The sequence below is a fragment of the Butyrivibrio sp. YAB3001 genome (assembly GCF_900112195.1).
Taxonomy (GTDB): Bacteria; Bacillota; Clostridia; order Lachnospirales; family Lachnospiraceae; genus Butyrivibrio.
The window spans coordinates 187,688-200,598 of record NZ_FOKR01000007.1; the positions used below are offsets into that span (position 1 = coordinate 187,688).

At 38.3% G+C, this 12,911-nt stretch carries 9 protein-coding genes; 3 read left to right on the plus strand and 6 right to left on the minus strand.

Annotation, left to right across the window (positions count from 1 at the left end; genetic code table 11):
* Positions 1-38 precede the first annotated feature (38 nt).
* From BM086_RS09920 to BM086_RS09940, 5 genes are all read right to left on the minus strand, one after another.
* Positions 39-1,760 (minus strand): CehA/McbA family metallohydrolase, encoded by a 1,722-nt coding sequence (locus BM086_RS09920; RefSeq protein WP_092325864.1) that lies wholly within the window; start codon positions 1,758-1,760, stop codon positions 39-41.
* 153 nt (positions 1,761-1,913) lie between these two features.
* Positions 1,914-5,210, minus strand: coding sequence for an alpha-mannosidase (locus BM086_RS09925; RefSeq protein WP_092325865.1), 3,297 nt, complete (start codon positions 5,208-5,210; stop codon positions 1,914-1,916).
* A gap of 291 nt (positions 5,211-5,501) precedes the next feature.
* Entirely contained in the window at positions 5,502-6,167 is a 666-nt protein-coding gene (locus BM086_RS09930) for a hypothetical protein (RefSeq protein ID WP_092325866.1), read from the minus strand.
* Between the two features lie 18 nt (positions 6,168-6,185).
* Positions 6,186-7,664 carry an alpha-L-fucosidase gene (locus BM086_RS09935; RefSeq protein WP_092325867.1) on the minus strand — a complete coding sequence of 493 codons (1,479 nt, stop codon included), beginning with the start codon at positions 7,662-7,664 and terminating at the stop codon, positions 6,186-6,188.
* Between the two features lie 276 nt (positions 7,665-7,940).
* Positions 7,941-9,452, minus strand: coding sequence for a flotillin family protein (locus BM086_RS09940; protein ID WP_092325868.1), 1,512 nt, complete (start codon positions 9,450-9,452; stop codon positions 7,941-7,943).
* Positions 9,453-9,723: 271 nt separating this feature from the next.
* Between BM086_RS09940 and BM086_RS09945 the strand changes: the two genes are divergently transcribed.
* A complete protein-coding gene (locus BM086_RS09945) occupies positions 9,724-10,332 on the plus strand; it encodes a YgjV family protein (protein WP_092325869.1) in 609 nt (202 codons plus the stop codon).
* A gap of 133 nt (positions 10,333-10,465) precedes the next feature.
* Here the strand turns inward: BM086_RS09945 and BM086_RS09950 are convergent, their stop codons facing one another.
* Positions 10,466-10,696, minus strand: a complete 231-nt coding sequence (locus tag BM086_RS09950) for a hypothetical protein (protein WP_092325870.1) — start codon at positions 10,694-10,696, stop codon at positions 10,466-10,468.
* Positions 10,697-10,919: 223 nt separating this feature from the next.
* On the opposite strand from BM086_RS09950, the gene pta reads away from it, so the two are divergent.
* Together pta and BM086_RS09960 are read left to right on the plus strand one after the other, a co-directional pair.
* Positions 10,920-11,903: a phosphate acetyltransferase gene (pta, locus tag BM086_RS09955; protein WP_092325871.1), complete on the plus strand. Its 984-nt coding sequence runs from the start codon at positions 10,920-10,922 to the stop codon at positions 11,901-11,903.
* A 186-nt stretch (positions 11,904-12,089) separates the two neighbouring features.
* Complete coding sequence (locus BM086_RS09960) at positions 12,090-12,626, plus strand: MATE family efflux transporter (protein WP_242952165.1); 537 nt, start codon at positions 12,090-12,092, stop codon at positions 12,624-12,626.
* Positions 12,627-12,911: the final 285 nt, after the last annotated feature.

Here is a 12,911-nt window from a genome sequence, read left to right on the forward strand (position 1 = left end):
TGCGCAGCACAGTGCGCATTTTATGCCTGAACATTAACTCAATTTCTCCTTATGAGCACCGGATTTGTTATCACCATGTTTGTACAATCAAGTTCAGCGGTAAAATACATATAATTATCGTCTAATGCTGCCTCTGTCAGATTCATGCTATAGTCGAAAAATCCGCCAGTTTTTTGCCCTTTAAGCGGAATTTCTTTTCTCACTCCGTTTTCTGTGCAGATTTTAAGCTTGCTGAGCCTTCTGTTGGACAAAAGTCTGATATCTATGGTCAGCTTGCTGTCCGCTGCCTTTACTTTCACAGTTTCACCGGGGAGCTTCCCATTCACCTTAGGAATGAGAATAGGTCCATTTGTAAGGAAACTGTTTCCATTCCTCAAAAGATCAAGGATATATTCCTGCGAATGTGTAATATCTCTTTCTTCTGAAGAATCAAAATGCACATATGTCCTTACGCATCCACTTGTAAGACTGGTTTCAGCCCATTTTTCCAGTATCGGAAGCAGTTTTGAACCTATCTCCAACATTACATGGGTTTCATCCGCATATTTACTGTTAAGTTCATCAACATTTTTATCAATCGCATCAAGCGTTTCCATGATTTCATCAAAGAGCACGTGATAATCATCTGCGCAGATATTATGCGTATCACTTCCTGTGGTTGCCGGCAAAAACAGTCCTTTTTTAAGTAGTGAGATCCATAAAAGTCTTGCCGCATCATTGGTGCTTCCACTCATCATAGGATTGGAGCCATTCCATATTTCCATGGTCTCAAATATATCCAGCATATCGTAAAAATCAGGATTCCAAGAGATTGATCTTTGAAGGTCTCTTGGATGATTTATCTGCGCCAGACCTCCGTTTTCCTTGATTTCATCAGTAATCCTCACAAATTCGTTGCGAAGATATTCATCTGTCCTGTCCTTGTCCTCCGGAATCGCGTAAATCACATCTTTGGCAACTCCCATAGCCATTACATGGCCATTAGATGTGGATATTTCCTTTGAAACAATAGGCACAAAGTCATTGCGGCGATTTGCTTTCCATGCGGCATGATTGAGCACATTATGATGATCTGATAATGCCCCGTAGGCAAGCCCCATCGCCATCATCGAATTTGCTATCTGCTCAGGAGTCTCCACCACATCATCGTCTCCTCCAAAAACAGGACTGGAATATATGCTGTGATGATGCAGTTCTCCTGCCATCCAGCCTTCGCCCTCCAAATTCACAAACCTGTTAAGCTCATATTCTTTTTTCGTATATTCATCTGCAGCAATAGTTAAATTGTCGGTTATTATTTCATATTCGCTGCCCTTGGACACCTCTATCACATAACGCCCCACAGGAAGCTTTCGTGAAAGACAACCATCAAAACCCGTAATATCACGGATCATGGTTATTTTTCCGTTTACCCTGTTAAAAGAATCAAAATCTTCATTCTCGAGTAGCTTAAAAAGCTTCACCTGAGCTGGAGTTCCCTTTCCGCGGCACCTGGTTTCTACGAATAAATTTCCCAGTGGCGCGCCGTTTGGCACCAGGCCATTTCTGTGAAATCTGTTTCTGTCATTTTTTCCGGCATAGTCTACTTCATTCGTTCTCCTATTTTCACTGCAGGCAAAATGCTCATTTACATACTCTATATATTTGCACATTTTGTCCGCATCCATTGACTCAACAATCTTGTCCTCTCTGCTTTCATCCTTGTTAAGTCCTTGTAAAAGTCCGATTGCTATGCTCAAAAATTTGCTTTCTTTACTCATGCTCTCTGCCACCTTTCACCGGAGGGTATTCCCAATTGTGAACAAAAAAATGTATGATATAGGATTTATATTTTGACCAGCAAATCATAATCCTATATCATACATTTTATTTTTTTAGTCGTGCATTATCTACGCACTTTTTATAGCAAATCTTTAAAAAGATTGCATTTTTTGCGTCCTGATTTTTAATGTCTTAATTTCAAACGGTTTAAAGGTCATGCTAAGCTCTTTCGCTGCATTTTCATCAGTGTTTATCAGGCTGTCGTCCTCAATTGCCTCTTCCATAAGGTTACATTCTACGACACTCTCCAGTAGAATATCCATATTCTGAAACAGCTTTACTTTTACAGCCACATCTCTTCCGTATCCCTCATAAAGCCTTATAATAATATCTTCTGAGTTTTCTGAAAGCTTTATAGCCTCGACAAAAATGCCATCTCTTTCAATGTCGATCAGTTCTTTTGTAATAGTATCAATTGCCTTTTCTGAAGAATTCGTTTTGAATCGGTTCAAAAGAAGCTGAGGCGCCCAATAATGGTTGTTTTCGTTAAGTTTTCGCGCTTCCTCTATAACTTTTCCTGCAATATGGTTTCCTTTATGTGGTAATAATGAATAAGTAAACTCATGTATGCCCTGATCCGCATTGGGATTAGGAAAAATCCCCGATTTTATAAGGGTAAGCCTCATCAGCTTTTCTTTTGCGTCATAACCATATTTGCAGTCATTAAGGATAGCAACACCATAATCACCATCATCGGATGTGATATCTATCCATTTATGAGCACAGCATTCAAACTTTGCCTTATCCCAGCTATTGTCCTTTTTAAGCTTTCTTTTTATGCTGCCAAACTGGACCTCACAGCTAATTTCAGATGCCTCGATATCAACAGGGAATGCTGCTTTTAACAAAATCTGATGCTCATGCCAGTCGACCTTCGTCTTAAAATCAATCCGCCTGGATTTTGCATACAAAATGATAGTCTGCCAAATGGTTGATTTTCTGAACCGTCGCTCGATGCAGATTTCAATCCGACCGTTGTCTGCAACGAATTTCCTCTCACCCTTGACATCAGCACTTATCGTTTTCCCTAAATCCGGCGAATTCTCTTTTGACGAACAATAAAACTTAGCTTCTATGCCCTGCGCCTTGGTAATATCCCAGTAAACATTCACAAAATCAGCGTCTATGTTCCAGCAGTCATACTCCCTTGGCTTATCCTCAAAGGCAATCAGATGATTTAGTGCAGTACCAGATTTATCCCTTAATTCTCTCTTATTTTCTATGTCATAAAGACTTACGATCTGGCCGTTTTCATCAATTGAAATGCTGTAATAATCTGTAAAAAACACTGCTGGGAAGTCATTCTTGCCTTTTTCGCAGCAAAGCATTACTTCATCAGCGATATTTGTACATTCCACGCTGTCCTTACATATTTCAGTATCATAATATCCTGTAGTTACAGGATCTTTTTTCTCTAAAATATCACCTTTCTGAACCAGGCTCTTACTTATGATTTCCTTTACTTCGGAAATTGCAGCCTCATATTCTTCCCAGGAATCCTTGTACACTTCCTCAATAGAAGATCCCGGCAAAATATCATGGAACTGATTGAGCATAAGCACTTTCCATGCGTTCATAAGGTTTTCTTTTGGATAGGCTGAACCATCCGTAAGCTTTTTATATACACATAGGATTTCTGCTTCTTTTAAAAGATACTCAAGTTTTCTGTTATATCTTTTATTTTTACCCATGGATGTATATGTACCACGGTGAAATTCAAGATAAAGCTCATCGCTCCATGTAGGAACTTTTTCATTTTTCTCAAGTTTTTCAAGAAGTCCGCCAAAAAACTCTGTAACCGTCTTCTGTACAGTCTTTGGCACACCCGGAATTCCAGCCCTAAGGCGCCTGTCCATCTCAAGCATTTCCCAGGTAGGACCGCCGCCCCCATCTCCAAAGCCATAGCAGGATAATACTTCATCTGTTATCTCTTTTTCTCTAAAGGCGCGCCAGGTTCCCATTATCTGACTGGCATCCTGTCTTCCGTTGTAGGTATAATTCAATATTCCGCCTTCGTTCATGACCTGATCAGCCTTGGGAAAATCACAGGTTGTTATGATATATGCAGGAATCCTGCTTCTATCAATACCTTCCCAGTAAAAGAGGTCATATGGAAGTCTGTTAGTATCATTCCACGCAAGTTTTGTAGTTACAAATGCCCTTATCCCACTCTTGTTAAGTATCTGGGGCATTGCAGCGCTGTATCCAAAAACATCGGGAAGCCACAAAATCGTGCTTTCTATTCCAAACTTTTCTTTAAAATACTTTTTCCCATACAAAATCTGCCTTACCAGGGATTCTCCGCTTGTAAGATTGCAGTCAGCCTCAAGCCACATTGCTCCTTCAGGCTCAAATCGGCCTTCATTCACTTTGGAACAGATCTCATCAAAAAGCTGTGGTTCTTCCTCTCTGACATATTCGTACATCTGCGGCGTACTCGCCATAAAAAGATATTCAGGATACCTTTTCATAAGCTCCATCACTGTAGAATAACTTCTTATGACTTTCTCTCTTGTCTGTTTCGTCTGCCATTTCCAGGCAACATCAATATGCGTATGCCCGACACATGCAACAATTGCAGGATTCTCACCGGTACCATATAGATTATTCCAAAGATAATCCAATGCCGCTTTCAAAGACTTAGTGTCTGCAATACAACTCCCTTTATCATCACTTTCTTTTCCCCATATTATCAGATTACAAGCCTTTTCCAGAGTTTTTAAAATAACATCTGCATTCTTTTCATCAATTGGTTTATCTACATTTACAGACTCTTTATCACTGAGCAAATCTATCGCATTTTGTCTTGAATCGATGCCAAGCATCGCTTTTGCAGCATCAAATGGAACAAGTAAATCAAAATAGGCTTTTTGAGCAACTTCATCCAACGCAGCTATCTTCATATCAAGATAATTGCCATTTTCCGAAAGATTTGAATAGGCATATATGCGAATATCTATTGTCCTAGAAGTTTCTTTTTCCCAATCATCTGCAGAATAGATACTCACTATGTTATGATTCATATCCATTCCGCTTCGTCTGTTGCCATTTATGTAAATGAGCATCTGCGGATTATCAGTATTCCATATATCATCAGCTCCCGTTGACAGGAAAAAGAATACCTCTTTTCCATAGAATTTCTCAGGAATACAGATTTTAAACGCAAAAAGTTCATGCCCATCCGGCTCTCCCCAGGTAGTTCCCGGTTCAAAGGTTTCCCATTTAGTATAATCCTCAAAAAGCTCCTGCCTGTGCTCATAGGGGACTTTTTTGCACCTGATTCCTTCAGGAGCAAGCACTTCTACTATAGAAGCACAGTTTCCAAACATCTGGCTTTTTAATTTATTAAGTACATTTTCGATTGGAATGAGTCTTTCTTTTGATACCATCTTAACAACCTATATATTTGAGATAATTAAAGATAAAACTGCTACACTAACATAGACAACTGGTAACAATTCCGAATATATTCAAATTAATTGAATGATGTACTAGTGTGCTGGCTTGTTCATATTTAATCAAATGACGAAGTAGATCATTTCATAGGCAAGGATGATAAATCGCTGGCAATGCGGGCATTGTCAAGATTTTCAGACGTAGCATATGAAATTGAGATACAAGTTATTTGATTGAATATGAGCTAGACAGTACACTATCCCAGTTTGTCTCAAGATGCCGTTTTAGTACATAATTCCAAGATTACTTAACTGCGCCTTTATAAATCCTGGAATTTCTTTTTCCAATTGTGCTCCATCCATGTATTTATCATCTGCTATATGGCATCTGACAAACTCCATGGATGGTGTAAAACTCAGATTATCTCTGATATACTGCACAATCTTTTTATCATCTTCATCAGAAATATGGATATCTGAAGTAAACCGCTCCGGCGCATCAAGCCCATATATTCCGGCAAGCCTCCCACATGATGAAAAGAGCTCCGTATATATGTACATTAGCTTCGGATCTGCTACCATTGCATGTTTACCTGGCTGAGAATACATGACAATATTAGATTCGTTTTCCAACTTGCCAAACTCTTTATTCAGAGCATTTAAAAATCTGCCATGAAAGCTTCCTTCAGCCCCAACCACTTTGTCATTTACATCAAGATATACCCAAATATGCTCCAGGTCATACAGATGCTGAATATCAAAATCAAGATAATATGCGTACTCCAGTACTTTTACGGCACCTCTCATATTCTCGAAGTCAAATTTCCTGTTAAAAGATATGCTCTTTGAGCCATTTTTCGTATACTCTGTAAATCCTATTCTTTTTATCTCTACAGGCTCTCTTTTATCCATATATATAATTGGAGCATATTTTAAGGCAAGACTATTCATGGCTATTTCTCCATTTTATTACATCATTTTAATCTTAAAGCAGATAGGCATGTCTGACTTAAAGCTCTCAGATGCTTTGATTACCATCTCTTCTTCATTTCTTTCAAAAGGAAGTGTTTCGCCGGTTGAAAGAAGTGTCACTTCGTCAATCAGCATATCTCTTATCTTAAGCCTCTTGAAGGCTTTGATCTTAACATCCTCTAAAGCAGGCTTCATCCAGAAGGCATAGACAATTCCGTTTTTATAAGTGAATCTGAAATCAGAACTTGTATATGGTACTTCTTCATAATCTGCAAAGCTTCCGCTTGCGATAACTGTGTCGCCTTCTTTATACTGTGTCCAATAAGTTGTGTCATAAATGCCTTCGCCATTTACAGACATCCACTCGCCAATTTCTGAAAGAGCCTTTTCATCTTCCTCCGTAAATGTTCCGTCAGGCTTAGGACCGATATTCAAGAGGAAGTTACCATTTTTGCTCACAGCATCTATCAGATCGCATACGAGCTTACGTCCGCTCTTGTACTCATTATCCTTGATATATCCCCACGATCTGTTGCCGATTGCTGTATCTGTCTGCCAGTATCTTGGTGATATTTCAGTCAACGCGCCTCTTTCCACATCATAGGTTGCCACATCCCATGGGAATGCATGATGTTTGTAGCATATAGTTACTTCTTTTCCCCATTCTTTTGCACGATTATAGTAATATGCGCACAGCTTCTTAAGATATGGCTTAAAAGAGTGATTCTGAATCCACCAGTCAAAATAAAGCATTGATGGCTTATATCTGTCGATAAGTTCAGCTGTTCTTACAATCCAGTCCTCTAGCCACTCTTTATCAGCACCCTTTGCATGAGGATCTTCTGTGGAATCCGTGAACTTTTCATCCTGCCATTCCGGACACAAAACAGCCGGTCCATAAAAATCCTGGTAGTTCTCATCGTTGACATCGCTGTCAAATTCACGTCCAAGGTTCATGAAAAAGTAATGCTCCGCTCTATGAGATGAACCGCAGAATGTGAGTCCCTGTTTATCACATTCTTCCTTGAGTAGTCCCGCGATATTCTTCTTAGGTCCCATATTTGCTGCATTCCACTTATTGAACTGTGTGTCATACATAGCAAAACCATCGTGGTGCTCCATTACAGGCACAACATATCTGGCTCCGGCATTTTTAAATGTGCTGATCCATCTCTGCGCATCAAAGTTTTCAGCTTTGAACATCGGAATGAAATCCTTGTAGCCAAAATCTTTCTGTGAACCATAGGTCTCAATATGATGCTTAAATTCCCTGCAATTCTTGTTATACATATTTCTTGAATACCATTCATTGCCATAACCCGGAACGCTGTAAATTCCGTAATGAATGAATATTCCAAATTTTGCAGCCTTAAACCATTCAGGTGTTTCATGCTTGGACAAAGATTCCCAATTGTCCTTGAAATCACCGGCTTCGTTAACTTTTTCAATCTCTTGTAAATATTCGCTCTTAGTCATGTAATTTTCCTTCCCCGTTTAGTAAAAATAACCTTTTAGCGTCAATTATAGCTTTTCATCTACAACATTTTAATTATACCTTTATGCTATCCTTAATCAACGCATTTTTTTGCCCAAAGTACGCTAAAATCTATGCATTTTTTGCTATTGTAATAATCGAATTTGTTTACTACAAAACAAGGCAGATGACTGTAAATCAATCATCTGCCTCTGCTTAGTCTATATCATATATTTGATATATAATATATTTAAATTATGTTTTGTATATCTTTTATATTACTTCTCAGTCTTAACACTCACATCCGCGCCTGTTATATTAACGTTCTTATTTACCTTTGCATCATATGTATTAGCTCTCATGATCTCAGCAAAATCAACACCTGTTGCCTCGCTCATGGTATCAAATACCTGCTTCATTACTACAGGCATGTTGCCAGATATCCTTGATGCTCCACCTTCACCGCCTTCTCCGGTTTCATAGATATTGATCTTATCAATCTGTGAAAGAGGTTTTGCAATCTCAGCTGCAATCTGAGGCATTACTTTGATCATCATCTCAGCCATAGCAGCGCCATTGTACTTCTTGTAAGCTTCTGCCTTTTTCTCCATTGCTTCAGCTTCTGCAAGACCTTTTGCCTTAATGGCTTCAGCTTCCGCACGACCTTTTGCTGCAATACCAGCAGCTTCAGCATCATACTTTGCCTTAATTCCTGCTGCTTCCTGTTCTGCAGCGAACTTCTGAGCTTCTGCCTGAGCTTTTCTTGCATCAGCTTCACGCTCCTGCTCATATTTAGCAGCCTCAGCTTTTCTCTGTCTCTGTACAAGTTCTGCTTCAGCTTTCTTTTCAGCCTGGTACTTCTCAGCATCAGCCTTCTTTTCAATTTCTGCAGCGAGTTCCTGCTGTTTTACAAGAACTTCTTTCTGTTTGAGTTCTGCTTCACGCTCAGCCTTTGCAATCTGAGCATTTACTGTAGCTGTCTGAATTGATTTCTGCTGTTCCTGCTGTTGAATTTCATATGCTGCATCAGCAACAGCGCTGGCTGTATCTGCCTCTCTCTTAAGTTCTGCCTGCTTAATCGCAAGAGCATTATTCTTTTCAGCAATCTCAGTCTGTGCAAGAACCCTTGCATCATTTGCTGCTTTATCTGCTTCAGCTTTGGCAATTGCTACGTCTCTGTCCGCCTGCGCCTTTGCAATAGCTGCATCTTTCTTGATCTTAGCTGTGTTATCCATACCAAGATCATTTATAAGACCATTTTCATCTGTAACATTCTGAATATTACATGACAGAATTTCAATACCAAGCTTATTCATATCTCTTGATGCTTTTTCCATAACCTGATCTGAAAAGCTGTCTCTGTCGGTGTTAATAGTCTTAAGAGCCAGAGTACCAATGATCTCACGCATATTACCCTGTAATGAATCCTGAAGATCTTCTGTGATCTGTTCAGGTGCTTTATTAAGGAAGTTCTTTGCTGCAAGCTGAATTGCTTCTGCACTTGTACCAATTCTTACCTTGGCAACTGCATCTACATTAACATTGATAAAATCATTTGTTGGTACTGACTGCTCTGTCTTGATATCAACAGTCATCTGACCTAAATAAAGTTTATCTACTCTTTCAAAAAATGGAATCTTTATACCTGCACGTCCAATAAGTATTCTTGGATTTTTTCTCATGCCTGAAATGATAAAGGCTCTGTCCGGCGGAGCTTTCACATACCCTGCAACGATAACCATTATCAGAATAAGAATAACGGCAAAAATTGAAATTAATTGAATATTCATACTTTCCTCTCTTTCCTTGGGATATTGTCCCAAAACATCAGCACTTAGATGTTTGTGTTGAAATAATTCTATCAAACAGCACTCTTAACAACAATATCAGACTTTTCGATTTCAATACATATATTTTGCATTTTTTGCAAATAAATAAATATTTGATTATATTTTACATTTTTGGTAACATATTATTACTTTCCATTATTGTTTTATTGCAATATTTTTTACCGTTATTACAGTCACTCACAAATACTGACAATATGATTGAGAGGTCCACATGGTTACAACAGAATTCCTTATAGAAGCAATTGGTTATCTAGGTTCTGCCCTTGTTTTAATATCTTTTCTAATGGTATCAGTTTTTAAACTCAGGGTTGTTAATTCAATTGGCAGCATTATTTTCACAATTTATGCCCTCATCATACACTCTTATCCAACTGCGGTGATGAATGCCTGCCTTGTGCTTATCAACATTTATTACCTTGTAAAAATGAGTAATACAACCAAAGATTATGATTTTCTTGAAGTTGAATCAAACGAATCCATTTTAAAATATCTTATAGACGAATATATGGGGGACATTATCAGATGCTTTCCCGGGATTATTATAGACTTAAACAGTGTCAACAGTCGCTTTGTTGTATTCCATAACGGAAAGCCCTGTGGATTATTTCTGGGAAACAGAAAAGGTTCAGAAATGGAAATAACACTGGATTATTGTATACCAGAATATAGAGATTTCTCAGTTGGAGAATTCTTATTATATCATCTTCCATGTGAAGGAATTAAGAAATTGATTTATAAAGGACCTGATATGCATCATAAGTCCTATCTTACAAAATTCGGTTTTGAGCAGGTAGGAGATCATTACGAAAAGAATTTTTAATACATGTGAAGCGTTTTTTATAAAATAGAAATGTCCTATTCCATATAATAATAGGCGGTAAATGGTTACTGTCCATTATTTATGGAGATCAGGAACATTTGCCGCCTATTATAGTTTTTTTCGGGAGATGCAATTATTTTGCATTCTTCATCATATTGATTGTTTCGATATCATTTGCCGTAAGCTTGATATTTGATTCCAATACTTTTCCATCCGGAGTAGTTACTTTTACAGCAAATACAGTACCTTCAGTCACTGCGTTATTTCCAACTGCCTGAAGAAATGGAATTACCTTTGGGTGATCCTGTTGAAACAAGCCAAGCCTCTGCTGAAGCTGCATTAACATCATAGGGTTCATATTCATATGCGATCATAATCCTTTCAAAAAAATATTAGTGAATTGTCAAAGTATATAATATAGTTAAAAAATAATCAATCTTTTCTATTAAAATTCACTATGATTTTTGATTTTTTTGACTCAAATCAAATTTTTTTGAATATATTAGGATTATAATCCCTAATGCGCATCTAAAATGTATGCGCTTACATTCTATTAAACATCTGATACATATAAGGAGGATAATTAAATGTACGGATTTGGCGATATGATACAAAAACTTAAAGCAAACCCTAAAACAATTATATTCCCGGAGGGCTCTGACCCAAGAATTCTGGAGGCTGCTTCAAGACTTCTTGCAGGCAATTTTCTCAAACCAGTTCTCTTAGGTAATGAAACTGAAATAATTAAATCTGCCGAAGATGCCGGATACAACATCAGAGGCGCTCAGATTATTGATCCTGAAAACTATGATAGATTCGACGAAATGGTTGAGCAGTTCTGTGAGCTTAGAAAAAGCAAGGGAATGACACCTGAAAAGGCTATTCCTATTCTTAAACAGACAAACTATTTTGGAACAATGCTTGTAAAAATGGGACTTGGCGATTGCCTTCTCGGCGGAGCAACTTATTCAACTGCTGATACAGTTCGTCCTGCTCTTCAGATCATCAAGACAAAGCCTGAAAACACAATTGTTTCCTCATGCTTTATCCTCGTTCGTCCTTCAGCAACAGGGGAGAACGAAGTTATCGCGATGGCAGATTGCGGTATCAACATCAATCCTAATGAAGATGAACTTGTTGAAATCTGTGGCGAAACAATCAACTGTGCACAGAGATTCGGTGTAAATCCTAAGGTTGCATTCCTTTCTTTCTCAACAAAGGGATCAGCGAAGGACGATAGCGTAACCAAGATGCAGAACGCAACCAAGAAGGCTCAGGCTAAATATCCTGAAATACCTATTGATGGAGAACTTCAGTTTGACGCTGCTGTCGCTCCACGTGTTGCAAAGCAGAAAGCTCCCGATTCACCGGTTGCAGGTCACGCTAACACATTTATTTTCCCTGATATCAATGCAGGTAACCTTGGATATAAGATTGCACAGAGAATGGGCAATTTTGAAGCTTACGGTCCTATTCTTCTTGGACTTAATGCTCCAATCAATGACCTTTCACGAGGCTGTAATGCGATAGAAGTATATTCAATGGCTATCATCACTGCTTCACTTGCATAAAAATAAATTGTTCATAAATAAATCAAACTTTATATATTGAATCTTTTAGACCATCGCTTATAATTTTAATGCGATGGTCTTTTTATTATCGTAGGAGTTTTCTCCTAATCTACTATGGAACTAAAACTCCACAATTTTTACTTCATTTTATTTAAAGAATCTTGTTTTGTTAGAAAGAATACAATTATGGCTAAATCTTCTACAATGGATATGACAAGTGGAAATATCAGAAAGGAAATGATCCTTTTTGCAATTCCTCTCCTTGCCGGCAATGTATTTCAGCAATTATATAACACAATTGACAGTATTATCGTAGGTCAGGTCGTAGGGCCTGATGGACTTGGCGCAGTTACAAGTGTCGCGCCTGCAATTAATACTCTGGTTGGATTTTTTATGGGCTTTTCTGCCGGTTCAAGCGTGGTAATAAGCCATTATTTTGGTGCCAAAAATGTTCCCGGATTAAGACGAGCTGTCCACACTTCTGTTATCTGCACATTTATTATGAGCATTGCTCTTATGATATTTGGCTTTTTCTTAACCCCCGGATTACTGGTGTTTATGTCAACACCCGAATCAGTTATGCCACTTGCCAAACAGTATTTACAGATATATTTCCTGGGAATAACCGGCCTTATGCTCTACAATATCGGTTCTGCAATCCTGCGAGCGGTAGGTGATTCCGTAAGACCTCTTATATTTTTGATAATTACATCCTACTATTAGTATATACATAGTCTTTCTTTACCTTTTCTATAGGTTCGACTATGCTGTTTAAGATACTGTGGATTGGTCATTTCACCCTACCGCATTGACGGTTTTTAAAAGGCTCCAACCACAGTCTCTTTGTTCATTTGTTAATCAGTTAGTTACCGCATGACGGTTTATCAAGAAGTAGGTTACGATTGCAAGGAGCCCTGTGGATCTGAAACAGTATCAATACTATTATTAGGGAGGTCCTATATGATCTATGTAGGAATTGATGTCGCTAAAGACAAACATGATTGTATT

What these genes read in the sequence shown, in the direction of transcription:
- BM086_RS09920 (WP_092325864.1), bottom strand. Translation starts at nt 1,760, where the DNA reads ATGAGTAAAGAAAGCAAATTTTTGAGCATAGCAATCGGACTTTTACAA.
- BM086_RS09925 (WP_092325865.1), bottom strand. Translation starts at nt 5,210, where the DNA reads ATGGTATCAAAAGAAAGACTCATTCCAATCGAAAATGTACTTAATAAA.
- BM086_RS09930 (WP_092325866.1), bottom strand. Translation starts at nt 6,167, where the DNA reads ATGAATAGTCTTGCCTTAAAATATGCTCCAATTATATATATGGATAAA.
- BM086_RS09935 (WP_092325867.1), bottom strand. Translation starts at nt 7,664, where the DNA reads ATGACTAAGAGCGAATATTTACAAGAGATTGAAAAAGTTAACGAAGCC.
- BM086_RS09940 (WP_092325868.1), bottom strand. Translation starts at nt 9,452, where the DNA reads ATGAATATTCAATTAATTTCAATTTTTGCCGTTATTCTTATTCTGATA.
- BM086_RS09945 (WP_092325869.1), top strand. Translation starts at nt 9,724, where the DNA reads ATGGTTACAACAGAATTCCTTATAGAAGCAATTGGTTATCTAGGTTCT.
- BM086_RS09950 (WP_092325870.1), bottom strand. Translation starts at nt 10,696, where the DNA reads ATGAATATGAACCCTATGATGTTAATGCAGCTTCAGCAGAGGCTTGGC.
- pta (WP_092325871.1), top strand. Translation starts at nt 10,920, where the DNA reads ATGTACGGATTTGGCGATATGATACAAAAACTTAAAGCAAACCCTAAA.
- BM086_RS09960 (WP_242952165.1), top strand. Translation starts at nt 12,090, where the DNA reads ATGGCTAAATCTTCTACAATGGATATGACAAGTGGAAATATCAGAAAG.